This is a genomic window from Myxococcus sp. CA056, assembly GCF_013336715.1.
In the GTDB taxonomy this organism is placed as follows: domain Bacteria; phylum Myxococcota; class Myxococcia; order Myxococcales; family Myxococcaceae; genus Myxococcus; species Myxococcus llanfairpwllgwyngyllgogerychwyrndrobwllllantysiliogogogochensis.
Genome location: NZ_JABUMT010000022.1, coordinates 20,471 through 43,169 on the forward strand (window position 1 = coordinate 20,471; position 22,699 = coordinate 43,169).

Annotated in this window: 20 protein-coding genes; 8 read left to right on the forward strand and 12 right to left on the reverse strand. The window is 69.4% G+C overall.

Going from position 1 to position 22,699, the window contains the following annotated elements; all coding sequences use genetic code 11:
- Window positions 1-8: 8 nt before the first annotated feature.
- Both HUA76_RS42400 and HUA76_RS42405 read right to left on the reverse strand, forming a co-directional pair.
- Window positions 9-386, reverse strand: a complete 378-nt coding sequence (locus HUA76_RS42400; protein ID WP_174464161.1) for a hypothetical protein — start codon at window positions 384-386, stop codon at window positions 9-11.
- Between the two features lie 265 nt (window positions 387-651).
- Complete coding sequence (locus tag HUA76_RS42405) at window positions 652-1,299, reverse strand: TetR/AcrR family transcriptional regulator (protein ID WP_174464162.1); 648 nt, start codon at window positions 1,297-1,299, stop codon at window positions 652-654.
- Between the two features lie 55 nt (window positions 1,300-1,354).
- Between HUA76_RS42405 and HUA76_RS42410 the strand changes: the two genes are divergently transcribed.
- From HUA76_RS42410 to HUA76_RS46350, 3 genes are all read left to right on the forward strand, one after another.
- Window positions 1,355-2,086 (forward strand): nitroreductase family protein, encoded by a 732-nt coding sequence (locus HUA76_RS42410; RefSeq protein WP_174464163.1) that lies wholly within the window; start codon window positions 1,355-1,357, stop codon window positions 2,084-2,086.
- A 93-nt stretch (window positions 2,087-2,179) separates the two neighbouring features.
- Window positions 2,180-3,370, forward strand: coding sequence for a hypothetical protein (locus HUA76_RS42415; RefSeq protein ID WP_174464164.1), 1,191 nt, complete (start codon window positions 2,180-2,182; stop codon window positions 3,368-3,370).
- Between the two features lie 74 nt (window positions 3,371-3,444).
- Complete coding sequence (locus HUA76_RS46350; RefSeq protein WP_174464165.1) at window positions 3,445-4,944, forward strand: tail fiber domain-containing protein; 1,500 nt, start codon at window positions 3,445-3,447, stop codon at window positions 4,942-4,944.
- A gap of 148 nt (window positions 4,945-5,092) precedes the next feature.
- Here the strand turns inward: HUA76_RS46350 and HUA76_RS42425 are convergent, their stop codons facing one another.
- The 3 genes from HUA76_RS42425 to HUA76_RS42435 all read right to left on the reverse strand — a co-directional run bounded on the left by HUA76_RS42425 (window position 5,093) and on the right by HUA76_RS42435 (window position 9,118).
- Complete coding sequence (locus HUA76_RS42425; protein WP_174464166.1) at window positions 5,093-6,970, reverse strand: metallophosphoesterase; 1,878 nt, start codon at window positions 6,968-6,970, stop codon at window positions 5,093-5,095.
- Between the two features lie 191 nt (window positions 6,971-7,161).
- Window positions 7,162-8,307 (reverse strand): cystathionine gamma-synthase, encoded by a 1,146-nt coding sequence (locus tag HUA76_RS42430; protein WP_141642414.1) that lies wholly within the window; start codon window positions 8,305-8,307, stop codon window positions 7,162-7,164.
- 49 nt (window positions 8,308-8,356) lie between these two features.
- On the reverse strand, window positions 8,357-9,118 hold the full coding sequence (locus HUA76_RS42435) for a crotonase/enoyl-CoA hydratase family protein (protein ID WP_174464167.1): 762 nt from the start codon (window positions 9,116-9,118) through the stop codon (window positions 8,357-8,359).
- Window positions 9,119-9,251: 133 nt separating this feature from the next.
- On the opposite strand from HUA76_RS42435, the gene HUA76_RS42440 reads away from it, so the two are divergent.
- A complete protein-coding gene (locus HUA76_RS42440; RefSeq protein ID WP_371823607.1) occupies window positions 9,252-10,253 on the forward strand; it encodes a class I SAM-dependent methyltransferase in 1,002 nt (333 codons plus the stop codon).
- 34 nt (window positions 10,254-10,287) lie between these two features.
- Here the strand turns inward: HUA76_RS42440 and HUA76_RS42445 are convergent, their stop codons facing one another.
- Window positions 10,288-11,478, reverse strand: coding sequence for a hypothetical protein (locus HUA76_RS42445; protein WP_174464168.1), 1,191 nt, complete (start codon window positions 11,476-11,478; stop codon window positions 10,288-10,290).
- Between the two features lie 235 nt (window positions 11,479-11,713).
- Here HUA76_RS42445 and HUA76_RS42450 point away from each other — a divergent pair, with 235 nt between their 5' ends.
- The gene (locus HUA76_RS42450) at window positions 11,714-12,379 is read left to right on the forward strand and encodes an RNA polymerase sigma factor (RefSeq protein WP_174458571.1); all 666 of its coding nucleotides are present in this window, start codon (window positions 11,714-11,716) and stop codon (window positions 12,377-12,379) included.
- Window positions 12,366-14,198 carry a FecR domain-containing protein gene (locus tag HUA76_RS42455; RefSeq protein ID WP_174464169.1) on the forward strand — a complete coding sequence of 611 codons (1,833 nt, stop codon included), beginning with the start codon at window positions 12,366-12,368 and terminating at the stop codon, window positions 14,196-14,198. Before HUA76_RS42450 ends, HUA76_RS42455 begins: the two co-directional genes overlap by 14 nt.
- A 189-nt stretch (window positions 14,199-14,387) precedes the next feature.
- Here HUA76_RS42455 and HUA76_RS42460 read toward each other — a convergent pair whose 3' ends face one another.
- Complete coding sequence (locus tag HUA76_RS42460) at window positions 14,388-15,581, reverse strand: DTW domain-containing protein (protein WP_174464170.1); 1,194 nt, start codon at window positions 15,579-15,581, stop codon at window positions 14,388-14,390.
- 146 nt (window positions 15,582-15,727) lie between these two features.
- On the opposite strand from HUA76_RS42460, the gene HUA76_RS42465 reads away from it, so the two are divergent.
- Complete coding sequence (locus HUA76_RS42465; RefSeq protein WP_174464171.1) at window positions 15,728-16,492, forward strand: 16S rRNA (uracil(1498)-N(3))-methyltransferase; 765 nt, start codon at window positions 15,728-15,730, stop codon at window positions 16,490-16,492.
- Between the two features lie 33 nt (window positions 16,493-16,525).
- Window positions 16,526-18,148: an aminopeptidase P family protein gene (locus tag HUA76_RS42470; RefSeq protein WP_141642421.1), complete on the forward strand. Its 1,623-nt coding sequence runs from the start codon at window positions 16,526-16,528 to the stop codon at window positions 18,146-18,148.
- Window positions 18,149-18,262: 114 nt separating this feature from the next.
- On the opposite strand, the gene HUA76_RS42475 is transcribed toward HUA76_RS42470, so the two are convergent.
- The 5 genes from HUA76_RS42475 to grxD form a co-directional block, all read right to left on the reverse strand.
- Entirely contained in the window at window positions 18,263-19,432 is a 1,170-nt protein-coding gene (locus HUA76_RS42475) for a winged helix DNA-binding domain-containing protein (protein WP_254614854.1), read from the reverse strand.
- Window positions 19,433-19,705: 273 nt separating this feature from the next.
- Complete coding sequence (locus tag HUA76_RS42480) at window positions 19,706-20,263, reverse strand: DUF4123 domain-containing protein (protein WP_141642423.1); 558 nt, start codon at window positions 20,261-20,263, stop codon at window positions 19,706-19,708.
- Window positions 20,264-20,277: 14 nt separating this feature from the next.
- Window positions 20,278-20,808, reverse strand: coding sequence for a hypothetical protein (locus HUA76_RS42485; RefSeq protein ID WP_174464173.1), 531 nt, complete (start codon window positions 20,806-20,808; stop codon window positions 20,278-20,280).
- 50 nt (window positions 20,809-20,858) lie between these two features.
- Window positions 20,859-22,289 (reverse strand): DUF2914 domain-containing protein, encoded by a 1,431-nt coding sequence (locus HUA76_RS42490; protein WP_141642425.1) that lies wholly within the window; start codon window positions 22,287-22,289, stop codon window positions 20,859-20,861.
- Window positions 22,290-22,366: 77 nt separating this feature from the next.
- Window positions 22,367-22,687, reverse strand: coding sequence for a Grx4 family monothiol glutaredoxin (gene grxD, locus HUA76_RS42495; protein WP_141642426.1), 321 nt, complete (start codon window positions 22,685-22,687; stop codon window positions 22,367-22,369).
- Window positions 22,688-22,699: the final 12 nt, after the last annotated feature.

Consider the following 22,699-nt stretch of genomic DNA (forward strand, 5'->3'; position numbering starts at 1 on the left):
GGAAGCCCCTAGCGTTTACTCTGGCTGCACAGTTCGTAAGGCCATTGGTGTTGGCCTTCGCAGTTGCGTAGGCAGTCATAGCAAGGCCCCACCCATCGCGGCTTCTTCTGGCTCTTGCACCGCACATAGTTGTCGATGCAGTGCTGTCGCCATCCTTCATCGGGGTCGTCGCCTTCGCTCGACGTGGCCAGCACTGACGTGGCCGTCGCGGCAGCCGCGAGGATGATGGCAGCTTCCGCATCGGTGAAACCGCACGCAGCCGGGTTGCCCGGATGTGACTGCAGGCAACACGTCTCGCTGTCCATGCAGCGCCCCCCAGGGGTGGCGCATTGCAGCGAGAGCGCGGCGACGAATGCGGTGAACCCGATGGATTGCACGTTTGTCATGGTGAGCAATTTATCCACCAGGAGTGACGTCAATGCGTTGGACGTGATGCCGCGCTGACGGACGCCTGCAAGGTACGGCATTAAGCGCGGCGCCACTGGTACGCATCCAGCACACCGTCGGTCCGGGACGCCAAGGTGCGTCCTGCGGCACCCGGTTGACGGCCGAACCCCAGGCAAGGATTCCAACTGACAATGCAATACCCCTCGGAGTCACGTCCGGGGCCGCGCTTTCAGGCAGCGCTCCGAAAGCAGTCCAGTCTGAGGCCTACCCCGCGCGCGTGCGTGAGCGCGCCGGGGCCGCTCGGCGAAGGTAACGGTCGAGCAGGCACACCACCTCACTGGCGAAGTCAGGTCGGTCCAGCAGCTCCGGCCTCGAAGTGGCCGCCTCGTGAATCACCGCGTGCAGCGTCACCCGGACGAAGAAGGCCGCGAGCGGCAGGTCCGTCACGTTGCGCACGAATGGGGCCAGCACCTCCCTCCAGAACCGGTCCACCTGCGCATCCGGCACCTCCGAGGGAGCCCGGGCCGAGCGCGGCAGCTCCTCGGAGAAGATTCGGTGCAACTCCGGCGCAACACGATGCTCGGCGATGGCCCCCTCCACCACGAGCTCGAGCACGCGCGGAAGCGTCTTCTGCGCCCGCAGCGCGGAGATGGCCCCCTGCATCCCCTCCCGTGACTTCGCGACATGTCGCCGCTGGAGCTCCACCACGATGGCTTCCTTGTTGGGGAAGTACTGGTAGAGCGAGGCGATGTTCACCCCGGCCCGCTCCGCCACGCGGTTGGTGGTGAAGCCCTCCCAGCCCTCGCGGACCAGAATGTAAGTCGCGGCTTGCAAAATCGCGTCGACCGTCGCGACGGAGCGGTCCTGCTTCGGCTTTTTGCGGGGAGAGGTCCTGGGCTTTCGCGCGGCCATCGCTGGGTCCTGAATGCAAGTTGTGAATCCAAGCCCCAACTTACATTCTTGACACATGACAGACCAGCCCCACACCGAGCCTCGCTGGAGCCACTTCTGCGAGGTCAACGAGCACCGCCGCGCCATCCGCGATTTCGATGGAGCCCCCCTCCCGGACGAAGACGTGCGCGCGGTGTTGCAGGCCGCGCTGCTGGCGCCATCGAGCGGCAACCTCCAGCCCTATGAGCTGCACTGGCTGCGGGACACGGACCTGAAGCAGCGCGTGGTGGAGGCCTGCCGCGCCCAGCGCGCGGCCCGGTCCGCGTCGACGCTGGTCGTCGTCGCCGCAAGCAGGAGCATCGGCCTCAGGACAGCGGCGCGGCAGCTCGAGCACGTCGAGCACGCCACGGACCTGGATGCCCGGTCCAGGACCTACCACCTGGGACAGGTCCGCAAGTTCACGCGCTTCCTGAAGCTGGCCCCGCTGCTGCTCTGGACGCCGATGCGCGCCCTGCTGTCGCTGCTGAATCCCGTGCACTCGCTCCTACCCATCGGCACGTCGGGCATGCGCAACTGGGCGGCGCGCAGCGGCATCTATGCGGCCCAGACGCTCATGCTGGCCGCGTCCGCGCGAGGACTGGACTCGTGCCCCATGGAAGGCTTCGACGCCCCCAAGGTCGCCAAGGCGCTGGGGCTGCCGCGCGGCACGGTGATTCCGATTGTCATCGCCCTGGGCCATCGCAGCGCGGACGCTCGGCTGGAGCCGCGCTGGCGCAGGGCGCTCACGGACGCGGTCATCGAGCACTGAAGCTGTCCCGCCGCGTCCTCCGCGAGCAGGCGGGGCAACGGGCCTCGCCCCTCCATCGCTCCTAGCTTCAAGAAGAGACGCTGGAGGTGCGTCATGCCCAATCCCCACACCCTGTTGAGCAGCCCGGAGCTGATTGCCCGGCACATCATCGAATACGGCGCCACGGTGGACGAGCAGCCACTGGAGGCGACGGCCCTTCCCAGAGGCCCCCTGCCCGCCGAGGTGGCCCTGGGGCTGACCTGGCCCACGGGCCTGGAGCCGCGTCCCCGACGACTGCCGACCACACCCGACCCCGGCGCCGCGCTTCCGCAAGCCGACTACCTGGTCGTCACGTGGACGGTCGCCGAAGTGGAGGCCCTGGCGGACACCCTCACCCCGGGCGTGCGGCGCACCGCCTGGTACCCATACGACAGGAACTTCCAGAGCCACTACCAGCCGCTCATCCGCAAGTCGGCGCCCGCCCAGCGCGTGCAGCGCCTGGGAAGCTGGTTCCTCACCGACATCGGTGGCCGGAGCGTGCTGTGCTTCAAGTCGGAGCTGCACCTCAACCAGGACGGCATGCGCACCGGCGTCGGCACCGCGACGCTGCCGGTGAAGGACCTGTTCCACCAACTGCTGCGGGAGGTGAAGCCTCGCATGGTCATCACCGTGGGAACCGCCGGAGCGACGTTCGCGGACCACGAACTGGGCGACGTCATCGTCACCCGCGCCGCCCGCTTCCGACTCTCCCAGGAGTTCCGCAACGAACCCTTCAACGACAAGACCTATCGCTGCGAGATGGACGTCCCCACCCGCTTCTTCGACGACGCGGAGCGGCTGATGGCCCAGCACGCGCCACAGCTCGGCGAGCCGGACTTCGGGCCGCCCACCAAGCGCTACGCCTTCGACGGACCCTTGCTCCAGGGCCCCCGCAGCACCCCCGACATCAAGCTCGATGGCAGGGACCTGCCCGCCTTCCACCCCATCCTCACCACGGACTTCTTCGAGTTCGGCACCTCGCGAAACGGCCTGGAAGCCGTTGGCGCGGGTGTGGAGATGGGCGACGCGGTGCTCGGCATGGTTGCGGAGGAACTGGGTAACACCGCACCCCTGTGGCTCGTCATCCGCAACGCCTCCGACCCTCAAATCAACGGAGACCTGCCGGATGCGCCCAGCCGGCTCGACATGCAGGCGCACTGGGCCGTCTGGTACTACGAGGCCTACGGATACTGGACCAGCGTCAACAGCGCGCTCGCCACCTGGGCGGTCATCGCCGGGCAGACAGCCCCGGGGGTACGACACTGAAGGCAGTCCATCTCCCGAGATGACCTGGCGCGTAGGGCGGTAAGCTCCCCGCCCTATCTGCCTGGAGGCATCGAATGAAGGTCGGGACGTGGCTGGCCGCGCTGGGAGTCGTCTTCGCCGGCCTGGGCTGTGGTGGGTCCGATGGTGTGAACGGCGCGCAGGGCGGCCAGGGACTCCAGGGGCCGCAAGGCGCCGCGGGACCTCAAGGCGTCGCGGGCCCCCAGGGCGTCGCGGGGCCTCAAGGTCCCATTGGCCCCGTGGGCCCATCCTGGCAGGTGGGGACAGGGTTGGAGCTGAAGGACGATGTCCTGAGCCTCCGGTACGGAGACGAAGCCACCGCCCCCGTGCCGAGCAGCGACCCGCGCCTCACCGATGCGCGCCAGCCCCTGCCGGGCAGCACCAACTACATCCAGAATGGCGTCCTCGCCCAGGACGCCTCCTTCTCGCTGTCGGGCACGGGCACCACGCGCGGGCGGATGACGACTCGCTCCGACCTGCTCGTCGATGCGGCGACGGCCATCGCCACTCCCACGTCCCTCTTGAAGCTCCAGAACACGACGTCGGACGGCGTGAGCTGGACCGCGTTCCCCCTCTTCACCGTGGACTCCGCCGGTGGGCTGCTGGTGCGAGGCGAGCAGGGCCAGGGCAAGCTCCCCATGACGGGCAAGGGAGCCCGCCTCATGTGGGCGCCCCACAAGGGAGCCTTCCGCGCGGGTAACGCCGACACCCAGTGGGATGAGAGCGGCGTCGGATTGTTCTCCTGGGCGGGCGGCACCCTCTCCACCGCCAGCGGGAAAGCATCGTTCGCCATGGGTGAGAGCTGCGTCGCGAGCGCCGAGTCCTCGACGTGCCTGGGCAAGTCCAGCAGTGCCCATGGGACCAACAGCGTGGCCATGGGCTTCACGAACACCGCGAGCGGCAATGGGGCCATCTCCGGGGGACTCTTCAACCTCGCTTCCGGCCAGGGCGCCGTGGCCCTGGGCTCCGGCGTCACGGCGAACGCCGACTACAGCATCGCGCTCGGTCAAGCGGCGTCGACGAACGGCCACACCGGCTCGTTCATCTGGGGCGACCAGTCGACGGCCACCGTCATCAACAACACCGGCAACAACCAGTTCATGGTGCGCGCCGCGGGTGGCATTCGCCTTCGCGCCAGCGCGGACGCCAGCGCGGGCTGCGACCTGGCGCCGGGCGGCGGCAATTTCACCTGTACGTCGGACCGGAACCAGAAGGAGGGCTTCCGGAGCGTCGACGGCGAGCTGCTGCTGGCGAAGGTCTCCGAGCTGCCCATCTCGACCTGGCGCTACAAGCAGGAGCAGTCCGATGTGCGGCACCTGGGCCCCATGGCACAGGACTTCCGGGCGGCCTTCGGCCTGGGCGCGGACGACACGAGCATCGGCATGCTCGATATTGGCGGCGTGAATCTGGCCGCCATCAAGGCGCTGGAGGTCCGCACGCGGGAGCTGCGCGAGAAGACCGCCGAGGTCGACACCCTCAAGGCCGAGCTGGCCGAGCTGAAGCGCGGTCTGTCGCGCCTGGAAGCCGCCGTCCACGCACAGGCCGCGCGCCCGTAGCCATCCGGACTTGCGCCACGGCACGCGGCCCTGGAGCCGTCGCGCCGTGGCACCCGCGCCCCACCACCGCTGGAGCGATGAAGGGCCTCCCGACTCCAGGGAGGGAGCACGGGAGGCCCTGTTCAACCCCGGCGTCGTGATGCCGGGCCTACTCGGACTCGGGGGCTTCGGTTCGCGCGGGAGGCTCAGGCGCGTCGGCCACGTCCTCCAGCCGGTCCGCTGGAGGCAGCGGAGGCCGAACCCTCAGGCTCTCCGGCATGTGGGCCGGGTCATCCACGGGTCCAGGCACCGTCTCCATCGGCTCCAGCGTCTGGGCCTGGGACGACGTGCGCACCGCCGGCAGCGACTTCGTCACCGTGAGGGTGTCGCGCACAGTCCCCGTGGAGGTGATGAGCCGCGCCGTCAGCGTGCCGCCGTCCACCACCACGTCCATGAAGCCATACACCTGGTTGTCGCGCAGGGCCGTCCACGAGGGCTGGCTGCCCGCGAAGGGGCGCAGCGTCGCGCCGCCGCTGCCCACCACGACATAGGGAATGCCACGCGTGCCCGACGGCGCCACGGCGTCTCCCTTCATCGGCTTGCTGCGCTCGTAGTTGTGGTCATGCCCGGTGAGCACCAGGTCCACGCCGTACTTCTCGAAGAGCGGGCCGTACGTGCGGCGCATGGTGAGCTGCGAGCCGTGCTCTCCGCTGGACCAGGGCGGGTGGTGGAAGAAGACGACCTTCCACGGCAGCGCGCTGGCCGCCAGGTCCTGCTCGGCCCACGTCTTCTGCGCCGCCGCCGAGCACCGGTCCGAAGACGCCATTCCGATGGCGCAGTTGGAGTCGAGCGCGGTGAAGTGCACGTTGCCCCAGTCGAACGAGTAGTAGCGCTCGCTCTTCGCCGGGTTGTTGGTGGGCAGGTAGAAGTTGTCCAGGTAGGGCTGCCCCTGGTTCGTCACGTACTCGTGATTGCCCAGCGAGGGGAACACCGGCACCTCGCGCAGCAGGGCCCCCATGGGCTTGAACATCCGGTCCTGGAACTCCTGCTCGGTACCGGAGGAGTAGGCGTTGTCCCCCAGCGCGACGAGGAACTCTCCGCGCCACTCCGGCTTGTTCATCATCGCCATCACCTTCGACTGCGCGGAGCCGCCCGTGCCGAAGTCACCCATCGTGGTGAAGCGCACGCGCCGCGTCCCCGGCGCCGACGCCGTGCGGAACGTCCGCAGCCCCGTGACGGAGCCACACGCCTCCACGCTGTAGCCATACGCGCGGCCCGGCTGCAGGCCCTCCAGCTTCACCGCGTGACGCCAGCCCGCGACGGTGGCCGTCGCAGTGCGCGCCAGCAACGTGCCCTCGCCGAAGCGGACGAAGGGCGTGCAGGACACGCCGGAGCGAAACACGACGATGGCGCTCGTGGGCCCCACGCTCTGGAGGTACGGCAGGCGCGGCAACACCGGTCCGGAGTCGGCGGTGGGCGCGGGCGGCACGGTCTGCTCACCACACGCGCGCGTCTCCGCGATGGAGGCCCAGTCATTCACCGTGTTGCCATTCACGGTGATGCTCACGTAGCGGGCCTTGCGCGCGCTGAACGCATACGTCTGCGCCTGATTGTTCAATGCGCTGTCGGCCGCATACGCCTGGGTGAAGGTGGCGCCGTCCTCGGACGTGGAGAGGACGAAGTGGTTCTGTCGCTCGTTGCCCCGGTGCCACGCGACAGTCGTCCCCACCAGCGTCTGGGACGCGCCCAGGTCCATGATGAGGAACGCGCCCTTGCCCGGACCACTCCAGCGCGTGTCCAGGTTGTCGTCCTGCGAGTTGGCCGCGACGCTGCCATCACCGTCGTCACCGCTCGCCGTCACGGAGGCGGTGGCGAGCATGCGGCAGTCGGGCGCCGTCAAGGCGGCCTCGGAGACCTGCGACTCCGTCGTGGGGACTTCGGGTGGAACGACGTCCTGGTCGGCGGACGCGGGGAGCTCGTCGCAGCCAGCAACGGCCGCGAGCAGCACGCCCAGGAAGCATGTGGAGAGATTGCGTCGGTCGCTCATGATGGGAGCCCAAACGGAACCCATCTGGCGACATTCCATTTGTGAACACTCGCCCTTCCCCCCAGGCGGCAGGGCAGCCGAGCGCGAGCCACGGTTGGCAGGGCGTGGACAGACGAAGGGCCTCCGCGCGTCCCGTGTGCGAGGGAGCGGGGAGGCCCTTGGAAGCCCGCAAGGCGCGGGGCCTTTCGCGGTTACTTCACCGCGTCGAGCGCCTGGGACAGGTCATCGATGAGGTCGCGCGAGTCCTCGATGCCGACGGACAGGCGGATGAAGCCATCGGCGATGCCGAGCTTCTCGCGCGTCTCCTTGGGCACGGAGGCGTGGGTCATGATGGCCGGGTGCTCGATGAGGGACTCGACGCCGCCGAGCGACTCCGCGCAGGCGAAGACCTTCACCGTCTTGAGGAAGCGGCGCGCCGCCTCCAGGCCGCCGTGGATGTCGAACGTCAGCATGCCGCCGAAGCCCGTCATCTGCTGGCGCGCGAGCGCGTGCTGCGGATGCGTCTCCAGGCCCGGGTAGGTAACCTTCTTCACCTTGGGGTGCGTGGCGAGGAACTGGGACACCTTCATCGCGTTGTGCGCGTGGCGGTCCATGCGGACATGGAGCGTCTTCACGCCGCGCAGCACGAGGAAGCTGTCGAAGGCGCCGGACACGCCGCCCACCGCGTTCTGGAGGAAGTACATCCGCTCGGCCACGTCCTCGCGGCTGGTGCAGACGAAGCCGCCCACCACGTCGCTGTGTCCGTTGAGGTACTTGGTGGTGGAGTGCGCCACCACGTCGAAGCCGAGGTCCAGCGGGCGCTGGAAGTACGGCGTCATGAAGGTGTTGTCGGCGACGGCGAGGATGTTGTGCTTCTTGGCGACCTCGGCGATGCGCGCCAGGTCGATGAGCTTGAGCATCGGGTTGGTGGGGGTCTCCACCCACACCATCTTCGTCTTCGGCGTAATCGCCGCCTCGAAGGCTCTCGGGTCGGACAGGTCGACGAAGGAGAAGTTCAGGCCGCAGCGCTTGTAGACCTTGTCGAAGAGGCGGAAGGTGCCTCCGTAGACGTCGTCGGAGACGATGACGTGGTCACCGTGATCCAACATGTGCATCAGCATGTCCGTGCCCGCGAGGCCGGAGGCGAAGGCGGCGCCGTACTTCGCGCCCTCGAGCGCGGCCAGACAGTCCTGGAGCGCCTTGCGGGTGGGGTTCTGCGTCCGGCTGTACTCGTAGCCCTTGTGCTCTCCGGGCCCGTCCTGGACGTAGGTGGAGGTCAGGTAGACGGGGGTCATGATGGCGCCCGTCGTGGGGTCCGGCTCCTGACCGGCATGGATGGCGAGAGTGTCGAAGCGCATGGGCGGGGGAGTAACACAGCCCCCTGGGCCGTGCATCAGCCCCGCTGCCCTACTCGAACGTCCCGTGCCGCCCCGCCCCCTTCGCGAAGCGGGTGGCCCCGGCGATGGACTCCGATTCCAGCACCTTCACGCCCCCCACGAACTCCTGACGCAGCGCTTCTTCCAGGCCCAGGCCCCCCTGGGCGTAGGCCGAAGCCCGGTCCGCGTTCATGCAAGCCTGCGGAAACGCGGCCACTTCCCGGGCGAGCGCTTCGGCCGCCTCGCGTGCCTGCCCCCGGGGCACCACGCGGTTGACCAGTCCCATGGCCAGCGCCTCCTGAGCCGACACGGGGCGTCCGGTGAGGATGAGGTCCATGGCCCGGGACAGGCCGATGAGCCGGGGCAAACGCACGGTGCCGCCGTCGATGAGCGGCACGCCCCAGCGCCGGCAGAAGACGCCCAGCACCGCGTCCTCCTCCGCCACGCGCAAGTCGCACCACAGCGCCAGCTCCAGGCCACCCGCCACGGCGTGGCCTGAAATCGCCGCGATGACGGGCTTGCCCAGCACCATGCGCGACGGGCCCATGGGGCCGTCTCCGTCGACTTGAAGGCGCGGCATGCGGCCCTCGGAGACGGCCTTGAGGTCCGCGCCCGCGCAGAAGGTGCCGCCGTCGCCGTACAGCACCCCCACGCGCGCGTCGGAATCGGCATCGAAGGCGCGGAAGGCGTCAGCCAGGAGCTGGGCGGTGGCGCCGTCCACCGCGTTGCGCACCTCGGGCCGCTGGAGGACGACGGTGGTGATGGGGCCGCTCTTCTCGACGCGCACACTCATGGCGCCGAGTCTTCCCTCCCCCAGCACTCGCCGCAATGCCCGCGCGGGGGGCGTGCGCTTCGTCACCTGACCGCCCGAAGCGGCCTCTCCGAGCTTGTCGTCCGTCCGCGAGTCAGGGATGAGTGGGGCCGAGATGGCTGACCCACACGATACTCACGGCAACGGCGGCAACGAGACACCCGGGACGACCGAGGCGGCCATGTTCGCCAACCGGCTGCGCAAGGGCGCGAAGCATTTTCGCAAGTGGGCCCAGGCCCGGGGGCTGACGTCGTTCCGCGTCTACGACAGGGACATCCCCGAGTACCCCTTCGCGGTGGATATCTACGGCGACTGCGTCCACGTCACCGAGTATCCGCGCCGACGCGCGCTCAAGTCCGGCACGGCGGAGACGCAGCGCACGGAGGTGCTCGCGGCGGTGACGGAGGTGCTGGAGGTGCCCGCCGAGCGCGTCTTCGTCAAGACGCACACGCCCCAGCCGTGGGGCCGCGCGCAGTACGGCCGCGTGGGCCAGGGCAGTGGACGGCTCGTGGTGGAGGAGCGGGGCCTGAAGTTCTGGGTCAACCTGGGCGACTACCTGGACACCGGCCTCTTCATGGACCACCGCGACACCCGGCAGCGCGTGCGCGAGGAGGCCAGGGGCAAGCGCTTCCTCAACCTCTTCGCATACACGGGCGCGTTCACCGTGTACGCCGCCGCGGGTGGCGCCGCGAGCACGGTGACGGTGGACCTGTCCAACTCGTACCTGGACTGGGCCGAGGACAACCTGGACCTGAATGGACTGGCGAGCTCGCGCCACGAACTCATCCGCGCGGACGCGAAGGCGTGGGTGGAGGCCCAGGCCCGGGGCCCCGAGCGCTTTGACCTCATCGTCTGCGACCCGCCCTCCTTCTCCACCTCGAAGAAGATGACGGGCTCGTTCAACGTGCAGAGAGACCACCCGCGCCTGCTGGACGCACTCCGGACACTGTTGTCACCCGGAGGCGTCCTCTACTTCTCCAACAACTTCCTCGGCTTTCAGCTCGACGCCAAGGCGACGCGCGGCTGGAAGTCCGTGGAGGAGCTCACACCGGCCTCCATCCCCGAGGACTTCCAGCGCAAGGACATCCACCGCTGCTGGCGGATGGTGGCGCCCTGAGGACGGACCTCAGCGCGCCACCCGTCATGACGGACTACAGCCAGCAGACGTTTTCCTGGCAGCGCTCTCCCGCCGGGCACTCGCAGTTGGCCACGCAGGCCTTGCCACTCCCTCGGTTGACGGGCTTGCACGCGCCCTCCATGCAGGCCTCTCCCGCCGGGCACTCGCAGTTGGCGCGGCACACGGTGGTGGTGCCCGCATCCTGCGGCGTCGGAGGCGGAGGCGCGCGGCAGTAGTTGTTCGTGCACACCTGACCTGAAGGACAGTCGCAGTTGGCGGCGCAGGCATTGCCCGGGCCCGCGTCGGGCGGAGGAGGCGGCGGCGCGGGAGGACGGCAGTAGCCGCTGGTGCAGACCTGGCCGGAGGGGCAGTCACAGTTCGCCAGGCACGTCTGACCCGGTTCCGGCTCCGTGGAGCGGCACTGGCCGTTCGTGCAGACCTGGCCCGAGGGACACTCGCAGTTGGCGCGGCACTCACCGCCGTGGGGAATGGGCAGGCAGTAGCCAATCTGGCAGGACTGGTCCGCGGGGCACTGCGTGGTGGACTCGCACTGCGCACGGCACTGGCCGTCCACGCAGTCCTTGCCACCCGAGCAATCCGCCGCCGTGCGGCACGCGTTCGGGTCCGGCGGACGCGGGCGGCACACGCCGAAGACACACGCCTCGGTGCTGGAGCACTGCCCATCCGTCGCGCAGCCACGGTGACACTGGTTGTTGATGCAGTAGTTCCCCGTGCCGCAGTCCGCGTTCACCTGGCACACGGGCCCCGGACCCGCATCCATCGGAGGATGCCCACCGTCGGGAGGACCCGCGTCGGGACGACCGCCGCCATCCGGGCGAGGGCCACCGTCGGGCTTCGGGCCGGAATCGGGAGTGCCGCCGTCACGCGGCGGCCGCGAGCTACTCGGGGTGCAGAAGCCGTCCTCGCACCTGCCACCGGAGGAGCACTCGGCGGTGCGGGTGCAGGGCTGATTGCAGACGGAGTTGATGCAGATCTCCGTGCCGGGGCATTCGAGCGTGGAGGTACACCGATCCGCGTTGGGCCCCAGGTCGCGACAGTAGCCCGCGCGGCAGTACTGGTCGGCGTCACAGTCGGCGTTGGTGGCGCAGTAGCAGAGTTCCTCGTCGTCCAGCCAACTGTCATCGTTCTCGTGGATGATGCAGCCAGAGAATGCGAACAACACGAGGAGCGGCGCCAGCAGGCCGCGTGCGGGGTGGTGCCTCATGAGCGGGGACTCCATGCTTCGGGGAACCGGTCCGGCCACCGGGTGGGTTGTCCGGTTTCACCCGCGTTCGACTCCAAGGCGCTGACGGCTGATCAAAAATCTTTTTTGATCGGGTCACGTCGCTGCGGCGACCCAGGGGCACGGAGGTAGTGTGCTGGCCTGGACCTTTCACATGGACGGTGGGGCGCTCCTACAGGGGGGGACCTCATGGCGCGTCCCGGAGGGAGAGCGTCCGGTGATCTTCCGCGAAGCCCAGGCATTGGCGCCGGCCGCCTCGCCCGAGGAGCGCCCTGGACAGGGCCCTTCCTCACCTCCCACGTCGGATGAGCCCCAGCTCCAGTCGCTGGTGCGCCGGCTCCAGGAAGGAGACACCACGGCCTTCGAGCACCTCTACGAGCTGACCCGGGTGGACGCCGCGCGCACCTTGCGGCACCTGGTGGGCAATCGCGTGGACGTGGAGGACCTGCTCCAGGAGGTGTACCTGCGGCTCTTGACGGCGGTGAAGGGCTTCCGGGGCGAGTCGCGCTTCCGGACGTTCTTCTACCGGGTGTGCTCGAACGTGGCGCTGTCGCATCTGCGCTGGAAGCGGCGCAGGCCCGAGGACTCGGTCGCGGAGCCGCCCGAGCAAGAGTCTCCAGACGAGGACCCGGAGCGTGCCGCGTCGCGGCGGCAGGCCGCTCGGCTGGTGGAGGCGGCGCTGGAGAAGCTCAAGCCGAAGAAGCGAATCGTCTTCGTGTACTACGAGCTGTGCGGAATGAGCCCGGACGAAATCGCCGAGGCCGTGGGAAGCTCTCCCAACACCGTCCGCAGCCGCCTGCACCACGCGCGATTGGAGTTCAACGAGGCCATGCAGCGACTGCTCGCCACCCGCCGCCCTGGAGGCCCTCATGGCGCACCCTGAGGCACGGGCGCTGTGGGCGCTGGCGGCGAACGAGCTGAGCGCCGAGGAGACGGCGAGCACGCGCACGCACCTGTCGAGCTGCGCGACGTGCACCGCCGAGTGGGAGCAGGTGCGGGCCAGCCGCGCCGTGCTGCACGAGGCCAGGAGCGTGGAGCCCCAGGTGAACTGGGACGCGGTGGGCACGAAGCTGCGCGCCGAGGCCGCCGCGCGGCTGGAGGTGAAGTCCTGGCGGTCCCGATGGCCGTGGAGCACCGCGACGGCGCGACGCTCCGGGAGCGAGGAACACGCGCGACAGGAGGGGAAGTCCACCGCGACCTTGTCGCCCGTGAGAACGGTGAGCGCGCGACGGGCGGACAAGTCATTCCGACCGACGTGGCCCTGGGCGCTCGCGCTCGCGGGAACCTGCGCCGTGGTGTTCGCGCTCTGGGTGAGCCGTCCAACAGGGCCGTCCGTGAGTCCCCGTCCTCCTGAAGTGGTGCTCGCGGAGCAAGCGGCTCCGCCTCCCGAGGCGACGGTGGCGATGGGCACGCCCACGTCCCCCGCCGAGCAGGATTCGACCCGAGCGGAGAGCACGACGGGCGCGGTGATGCGCGAGCGCGGCGGCGCGGAGCGAGAGCTGCGGGCCGGGATGCGTTTGCGCTCGGGGGCGGCGGTGAAGACTCCGGCGCGAGCCTCCGCGATGTTGCGCCTGCCGGACGCGAGCCGGGTGAGGTTGTCGTCGGACTCGGAGGTGGAGCTGTCTCGCGCGGAGGCGAGCGACGTGCACCTCACGGTGCGCCAGGGCCGGGTGTCCGTGAAGGCCTCGCATGCGGAGCGCCGTGGCTTCCTCGTGGACGTCGCGGGCCTGCGAGTGTCGGTGGTGGGCACGGTGTTCACCGTGGAGCGCACGGCCCTGGGGGCTTCGGTGGCGGTGTCCGAAGGTCGAGTCCGCGTGGAGCTGCAGGGCCAGTCCGCGCGGATGGTGGGCGCGGGCGAGCGCGTGGAGTTGTCCGAGCAGGGGGGCGCGCTGAAGCAGGAGCCGCTGTCCGCGCCGGACCGTGATGCGCTCGACTCGATGGACCTTCCCACCGAGTCGTCCACGCAGGAGCCAGGCCCGACGGTGCCGACAGGTGCGAGCACACCCGAGGCAGCTCCGAGCGTGGTGCCGGCGGTGGCCCATGCCCCCCAGACGCCGAGCACCGTGAAGCCGGCCCTCGCGACGGAGCCCTCCCACAAGGTGGAGCGCAAGTCGAAGGTGGTGGCCGCATCCATGAAGTCTCGACAGGAGAAAGCTCCGCTTCCGCCAGAGGCATCGGAGGTCAAGGAGAAGTCCCCCGTGGAGCCCACGTCACCGCCGCCGACCGCGGTGGCCTCGTCAACGCCCTCGCCGGCCTCCACTCCTCGGAATCCCGCGGACCCCACGCAGGAGTTCGCGCCCTACCCCGCGCCGTCGGTGACGGAGAAGCTGCCTCCCGCGCAGCTGGCTCCCAACGTTCCCGAGACGAAACCGCCGGTGCAGGTGGCGGAGCGTCCTCAGCCCAAGAAGAAGGAGGGACTCATTCCGATGTCCCTGCTGTCGAAGGACGCTGACGAGCGGTTCCTGGGCTACGCGCGAATCCAGATGGGGCCACGGACGTGTGAGAACTTCCTCGCGGGCCTGGAGGAAATCGCGGACAAGAGCCCGCGCACGGACCACCGCGAGCAGGCGCGCTATCTGCGCGCACGCTGCTTCGAGGAGCGACTCCAGGGGCAGGACGCGAAGATGGAGTATCGCCAGTACCTGAACGACTTCCCGCGCGGCCGGTACGCACGCGAGGCCGGCACCGCGCTGCTGCCCTGAACCCCGGCACACGGCCTCGCGCCATGAGGCCAGCCGGTATCCCCTCGTGCGGCCCCAGCACGACATGACGCCGCGCGCGAATCCCGCATCACGCGGGCGAGCTGAACGCGCTCGGCGGTCGCGACAGGCGCGAAGCCCACATCGCCCACTCACCAGCCGAGGCCCGCGAGCACCCCGGTGCCCGACGCGTCAGCCTTCGGTGCCTGTGCGCTGTTGCTTCACCCGCTTCATCGGCTCCTGGGCGAGGCCACGCTCCACGAGCACGCGCAGCACGGACTCCAGCGCGCGGATGCGCGTGCCCGCGCGCCCAGGTGCCCACGAGGGCACGTCCGGACCGGCCAGCAGCTCCATCGCGTGCTCCACGCCACCGGCCTTGCCCTCCAGCGCACGCGCCGTGGCCAGCCGCACGTTCCTCGCGGGCCTGCGCTGCACACCGCCGCTCCACAGCAGGTCCAGCGCGAACGTCGTCCACACCGCCAGCTCGTCATCGGGACGAAGGAAGCGCTCGAACCGCTCCAGCGCCTGCACCCGAGGCTCACCCGCGCGCAGCACCTCTTCCGACAGCTCCACGTGCAACGTCGTGCTGCGAGCCAGCGGCTGCTCGGGCGCGATGATGGCCTCGAAGCGCTCGCCCGTGGCCGGACGACAGGCCACCACGTGCACCAGCTCCGGCGGGATGTCCGCACCCGTCGGGTGCGCATTCGCCTCGCCGTAGAAGACGACGAGGTTCTCGAAGTCCTCCGCCAGCGAGCGCAGCTCCTGCGGCGGACGCCACGGACCAAAGTGGATGCGCCGCCGGTTCGGCGACGTCCGCGTCGACTGTCGCCCCAACTGCGTGTCCACCATGTACTCGAACGCCTTCAACATCGTGTCGAAGCGCTCCGGCTCACCTTCCAGCAGCCCGAGGATCTCCACCACCGCCTCGATGGTGGAGACGCAGTGGTCCGCGGGCTCCGCGCGGATGCGGTAGTTGCTCGGCCGGCGAGGCACGAAGCCGATGCGCGGCAGCCCGGCGAGCAGCGGGTTCCGGGCGACGACCTTCTTCGCCTGTGGCCAGGTGCCATCCACCACGATGAGCGTCTTCGGCGGATGCGCGCGCGCCTGCTCCACGGAGATGGCGTCCTCACCAGGGAAGAGGACCGCGACGGACCCGGGGTCCGCGGCCAGCTCCTCCAGCCGGGAGTGGCCGGTGAAGTCGACGCCGTGGTGAAGCTCGGAGTTGGCCAGCGCCAGGTGCGCCATGCGCGCGGTGCCAATGGCCACGCGGCGCTCACGCGGGTGCTGGAGGAAGACGACGCGGGTGCGAGTGTCCAACCGAGGCGGCAGTTGCGAGCAGTAGCAGGTGCTCTCGGGGCGATGGCAGCGAAGACAAAGGTTACGCACAGCCCGGCTTTACGGCACGGCCCGGGGCCGGGCAAGCACTGCTGGTGGAAGGGCGCCCCACCTGTCAGGGAGCCGGGCGCTCCAGGGCCACCCCGGAGGGAAGAAGGGACCCACGGCGCCCCCTGGCCGGGGTACAGAAGCTCCCCGTGAACCTGCTGCTGCTCTTCGACGAGGACTTCCTTCCGGACGGCACCGCGCGCCTCACCGGCCGCCGCGCCCAGCATGCGCGCGAAGTGCTCCGCGCCGAGCCCGGCGAATCCCTGCGTGTCGGCCGCCTGGGCGGACTCATCGGCACCGGCGAAGTGCTGGAGAACAGCCCCGGCGTCCTCCACCTGCGCGTGGACCTCACCGAGCCGCCTCCGCCGCGCGCCCGTATCGACCTGCTGCTCGCCATCCCCCGGCCCAAGGCGCTCAAGAAGGTCCTCCCCGCCGTGGCCTCGCTGGGCGTGGACCGCATCGTCCTGGTCAACGCGGCCCGGGTGGAGAAGAGCTACTTCGACTCCAAGGTGCTCGACGGCGCCTTCGTGAGAGAGCTGCTCCTCCAGGGCCTGGAGCAGGCCCGCGACACCCACCTGCCGGAGGTCCTCGTCCGCGAGCGCTTCCGCCCCTTCGTCGAGGACGAACTCGACACCGTCTTTCCCCCCGATGCCGTCCGCCTGCTCCCCCACCCGCCCGCGAGCCAGCCACTGCGCGCCGTGTCAGCATCCCCCGGCCAGCGCTCCGTCCTGGCCATCGGCCCCGATGGGGGTTGGGTGTCGTTCGAGGCCCAACTGTTGGAGTCCCACGGCTTTCGGCCGTTCTCCCTGGGGCCTCGCATCCTCAGGGTGGAGACGGCGGTTCCCGTGCTCGTCGGGCAAGTAGCCCTTCTCGCGGAAGACACTGCTCCGCGTCAGGATGCATCTCGGGCTTGAGGAGCGCGAGGCGCTGTTGAAGAGTGCCTCGCCATGGCCACGTCCATCCCTTCGTCCCCGGTCGCTTCCGACAGCTCGCAGCCCGCGGTCGGTGAGCAGCAGCCCCTCGTCACGTCCGAGCCGCAGGCGCCAGCGAAGCCCGCCAGCCACGACTCGGTGCCGCCGCCCGCGCTGCTGGACTTCATGCTTCAGCAGTGGAAGCCCTCCGCGCAGAAGCTGCCTCCGCGCATCAAGTACGCGGACGCCTTCAAGGCCCGTCGCAAGGCGCTGTCACAGGCGTTCCCCGGCGAGACGCTGGTCATCCCCACGGGCCATGAGAAGGTGCGCGCCAACGACACCTACTTCCGCTTCCGCCCCGGCACGGACTTCTACTACCTGACGGGCAACCTGGAGCCGGACTGCGTGCTGGTGCTGGAGCCGAAGGACGGCGGTGGCCACACGGACATCCTCTTCGTGGAGCCCAACCCGGGCCGCGCCAACGCGACGTTCTTCACGGACCGCGTGAAGGGCGAGCTGTGGGTGGGCCCGCGCCTGGGCGTGCCGGAGAGCCGCGCGCGACATGACGTGGACGAGGCGCGCGGCCTGGACACGCTCGCGGACTACCTGACGGGCCTCAAGGGCGCGGCGACGAAGCCCTCGCGCGTTCTGCGCGGCCACTCGGCCAAGGTGGACGGCGCGGTGACGGAGGGCGGCGAGCGCGACAAGGCGCTGGCCACCACGCTGTCGGAGATGCGGCTCATCAAGGACTCGCAGGAGCTGCGCGAGCTCCAGATTTCCATCGACGCCACGCAGCGCGGCTTCGAGGACGTCATCCGCAGCCTGAAGGTCGCCAAGAGCGAGCGCTACGTGGAGGGCGTGTTCAACCTCCGCGCCCGCGTGGAAGGCAATGACGTGGGCTACAACACCATCGCCGCCAGCGGCTCGCATGCGTGCGTGCTGCACTGGACGCGCAATGACGGCCCGCTGGTTCCCGGGGACCTGCTGCTGCTGGACGCGGGCGTGGAGGGCCACACGCTCTACACGGCGGACATCACCCGCACGCTGCCCATCTCCGGGCGCTTCACACCGGAGCAGAAGGCCATCTACGACCTCGTGTATGCCTCGCAGGAGGCGGCCTTCGCGGCGGTGAAGCCGGGCAACGACTTCATGGAGCCCAACCGCGCCGCCATGCGCGTGCTGGCCGAGGGGCTGCAGAAGCTGGGCATCCTCGAGAGCGCGGCCGAGGCGCTCAAGGACGAGCACCAGTTCTACAAGCGCTACTCGTTGCACAACGTCAGCCACATGCTCGGCCTGGACGTGCACGACTGCGCGCAGGCGCGGCAGGAGGCCTACAAGTACGGCAAGCTCCAGGCGGGCATGGTGCTCACGGTGGAGCCGGGCCTGTACTTCCAGAAGGACGACCTCACGGTGCCCGCGCGCTACCGAGGCATCGGCGTGCGCATCGAGGACGACCTCGTCGTCACCGCCCGGGGTTGCAAGGTGCTCTCCGCCAACATCCCGCGCACGGTGAAGGACATCGAGGCGTGGATGGGCGGCCTGTGGAATGCCGACAAGGCCCCGGCCGCGAAGGCGAAGAAGTCCGCCGCGAAGAAGCCCCAGGCCCGCGTCGCGAAGAAGGCCCCCGCGAAGAAGGCGAAGGCCGGCAAGCGCAAGTAGCACGCGGCGACGGAGTCGGGCCCGACGGTCCGACTCTCGGCGCCCGACGCGGGGCTCGGAGTCACAAGCTCCGAGCCCACCTTGTGGCGCGAAGCCCGACGCCCCCCGTTCGCGTCAGGACACCGGCGCGAAGTGGACGTCGTGGGACGGGCTGTCAGGAGCCGCGAAGGCGAGCAGCCGCGCCCCCTCCTCCGTCAGCGCCGCGCGGTCCTCGCGCGCAATCCGTTCGAAGGGTTCGATGCGCAGCGTGACGCGCTCCTTCTCGCGCTCCAGCTTCCACATCCCTCGCACGAAGCCATCCACCAGCACCGTCGGGCGGATGATGCCGTTGATGGTGAAGACACGCTTGCGGTAGGGCTCGGAGATGATGCGCGAGCGCTCCGCATGCGACAGCAGCAGGTTGTCGAACTCCGCCACCAAGCGCACCGGAGCCGGCGTGTCCCCTTCCGGCCGAGGCGCGTCCGGCACATCGAACAGCTCGACCCCCTGCTCGTCGCGGAACGTTCGCAGCCGAGGACGAAGCTGCTCGACGGTGTCCGCCAGTCGAATCAGCCCGGACCAGGCCTGCATGTCCTTCACGCTCGCGGGACCGAAGGCGCCCAGGTAGCGCAGCACCACGTCCTCCAGGGGCAGCGCGGGGCCTGGCGGCTCACCGAACCACGACTTCGACGTGGCGAACTCCACCTCTCCGCCCACGCCCCACGTCCCGAAAGGAGGCACGGTGACGAGCGGCTCGGCCACCCGCACCACGAAGCTCAGCGCACGAGCATCCCGCTCCGGCCAGCGCGCCTGGAGGCGACGCCCCAACTCCACGGTGCTCAAGGGCTCCTTGGCGAGCAGCTTCCGTCCCTCGGCGACCACCAGGTCCAGGTCCAACCCCACCAGCTCCCGCGGATAGACGCTCTGTTTCATCATCCGGTCCAGGACCGCCTGGAGCGTGGGCCGCAGGCGCTGGAAGTCGCGCGCGGTGACGAGGTGCTGCGTGGACCGCATCATCGTCGCCCGAACGACGGTGCGCTCCTGGTAGCACCGCGTCAGGTCGTCGAGCTGGAAGTCCTTCATCCGCGTCCAGAGAGCCAGGTAGGGCGCGTTGCCGGCCTGCGCTTGAAGCCCCACCAGGTGCTCAATCACCTCCGGGAGCGAGCTGGCCGTCCGGCGCAGCAGGTACTGCCGCTGGAGCAGGGCCCGGTTGAGCTCCCGCGTCGTCAGCACCGGAGCCAGTCCACCCTTCCCGCTCCGACGCGGGGTGGTGGCGGATGCCGGGCTCTTGCTTCGAGGCGACAAGACGACCTCCTTCACATTCCGGGGTGCGGCAACCACGCGCTGGCGACGTCCCGGGTTCTTCGCACCGCCCACCCTGGAGCGCGTCTCTTCGGCCGGAATGAAGGGGAAAGGCAAGAACATCAAGGGGATGGGAATCATGGGGCCTGGGGTCCTGGGCGGGTCCGGAAGCTCGACGGCTTCGTAAGACGCACCATGACCCTCGGGCGTGACAGCGATATGTCAGGTATCTGGGCAGGCGCCCCGCCGCCCGCGCGCGACAAGAAACACGGCAGCTCAGGCGGCGACGGTGTCGGCCAGGAGCGGCACGCGCTGGAGCAGGAGTTCCCCGTCGCGCAGCGAGAAGCGCAGCAGCGACGAGCCCTCCTCGTCCTCCATCAGGAACGAGCGGACGGGACCGAAGACGAACTGGAGCTCCTCGGCGTTGCACGTGGGCAGGTACGTCCGGAGCACTCGAGGGTCGTAGTAGCGGAAGTAGAGGCGCTTGCCCCGCTCGTCCTGGACCTTGAGGAACCGTCGGAAGTGACGGCGCAGCAACTCCGGCGCGACGGGCGCCTCGACGTAGAGCCCCCACGCGCGGCCCCACCCCGTACCGAGCAGCTCTCCCAGGAGAGGAGCATCGGGCCGCAGCCGGACCAGGTAGGGAGCCACCTCGGCCAGCTCGGCGGGAATGCGCCCTTCGTAGAGACACGAAGCGGCGGGCTCCCAGCGAATCAGCGAGTACACGCGCGGCTCACGGGCCGCGTCGAGCAGGGCGTAGCGCTCCAGCGGAGGCGAGCCCTCTTCCGGAGCGGCCCAGAGCAACGCTGACAAGTGTCTGGCGCGCGGTGACATCCTCGTTCTCCCCTTCAGGCGGCGCGCTTCTGGGGCCCTTGCAGGGCCTTCTTCGCGCACTCCTCGCAGAAGGGCGTGCCGTCGGCGGCCGCCTGTCGCAAGGCGCGCACCTGCGCGGCGATGTCCTGCTCGGGCGCGGGAGGCGGGGGCGCGGGACGCTCCATAGGAGCCTCGCGTTCGATGACCACCGGCTCGGTGAACGGAGGCGGCACGTGGCGTACGAGCGGCACCTCGCGCACCGTCAGTTCGCCATCGAGAAGGGCCCGCTCCAACCGCTGCTTGAGCCGCTGTTCGAAGTGCGTGCGCTCCAGCGTGGACAGGCCCATGGGACACATGCCGCCCAGCGTCTCGTAGAGCGAGTACACCGTCGCCCGCGAACCCGCGAGCCACCGGTCCAGGTGCCAGATGGCCAGCCCGCCCGCCACCGGCGCGAAGCCCTCGCCGTCCTCGAACGTCATGTCGACGGCGCGCGCAATCTCGTAATCGAGTTGCGTTCCCGGCAGGAGCCAGGACCGCGCATGGGAGGACTTGCGGCGAGGAAGCATGAGCTCAGTATCTCACAGGGCTTCGCGCGAAGTGACGGCCCTGCGCGCGACTAGGGCGTGGGCGAGGGTGCGACTTCCACGGGGATGGGGGCTTCGTCGGTCGGAGCCGACGCGGGCGGTGCCGTCTCACCCGGAACCTTGTCGGTAGGCTTGCGCGTCTTCGCCCACTCCTCGGCGGAGAGGGGGATGATCTCCTTGAGCGTGGAGTACTCCACCTTGAGGTCGCGCGGCTCGGTGCGAGTGTCCAGACCGGCGGTGAAGGACAGGCGGTTGATTTCGTGCCCGGCCTCCGTCTCCAGCACCACGCGCCAGTTGCCGGGCTTCAGGTTGGACGTGGTGGCGTAGAAGCGGTAGCCGCCGTCCGTCCCGTTGCTGCTGACGTTGGCGATGAAGCCGTTGCCGCTGGTCGTCCAGCCCTTCTCCGGGTGGTCGTAGTACCAGCGCACGCGCACCTTGTAGGGCGCGAAGTGCTTCGGGGCGAAGATGCGGAAGAAGTAGTACGGCTTGTCGCCGGGCCGAATCACGAAGTCCGGGCCGAACCACGTCCACGGCTTGTACCAGAGCGAGTCGTCCACCGAGGTGAGCTGGTACAGGCCCGGACTGACGCGCTTCACCTCGTGGAAGATGCCCGAGTACTGCACGGCCAGGGGAATCGGCGGGATGACGCCCACCAGGTAGCAGATCAGCAGCGCCGCCTGTACGCCGAAGCCCGGCAGGGCCACCTTGCGCACCACGTACTCGACATCCGGGCGCAGGCGCTCCATCAGCCGCATCAGCCCGAACACACTCGCGCAGCCCAGGGACACGGCCAGCAGGAACACCCAGAAGCCCATCCGGCCGATGAGCACGGGCAGGAGGAAGGCGAAGTACATCGTCACGCAGAGGCTGAGCAGCGACACGCGGACGATGGGGCCCAGTTGCCGGAAGCGCGGCAGCTCGTTGGCCACCAGCAGGCCGAAGAGGCCCACGATGAAGAGGTACGGCGTGAAGCCCGACGTGCTCTTGAACAAGAGCAGCATGAAGACGCTGAGGAGGCTTCCGAAGAAGAAGTGGATGGCGTCTTCGCGCCAGCGCCACACCTTCGACAGCACCCCCGGGGGCGGCGTGCCCTCCGGAAAGCGCTGCTCCAACAGGATGAGGGTCGCCAGGATGAGCAGGTACGCGAAGCTCTGCACCATCGTCAGCGTGTCGTCGATGCGGCTGAGCGAGACGATGTCGTAGAGGAAGCCGCCGAAGAAGAAGGCGGCCATCTCCCACTTCTCGTGCCGGGTGCGGAACGCCTGCACCTTCTCCATCAGCGTGGGCGTCTTCGCCGTGGCCACCAGGTCATCGGGGTCCACCACCGCGGGCGCGACGCCCGGTGGGGCATCCGTCAACACGACAGCGGCGTTGGTGGCGGCGTTGGAGACCGGCGGGGCACCCGACGGGTCTGCGGTCTCTTCGGTCTTCTCGGACGGGTTGGGCTGAGTGGCGGTGACCACGGTGTTTCCTCGCGGGAGCGGCCACCCATTCTACCCGCAGGAGGGGAGCAAATCTCCCCTCCCCCCTCCAGCCCGGGTCAGGCCGGGGGCTTGCCAGCGACCAGGTCGGTCAGCTCGCCGCGCTCCGCGATTTCGGCCAGGATGTCCACGCCGCCAACGAACTGCCCGCGGATGAAGATCTGCGGGATGGTGGGCCAGTTCGTGTAGTCCTTGATGCCCTGGCGAATGGCGGGGTCGGACAGCACGTCCACCGTGAAGACCTCACCGTGGGGCTGGAGTATCTGCAGCGCCCGCGCGGAGAAGCCGCACTGGGGGAACAGGGCATTGCCCTTCATGAAGAGGACGATGGGGTGCGACTGGGTCAGCTCGTCGAACCGGGCCTTGAGCTCTGGGTTCATGGATGGGTCTCC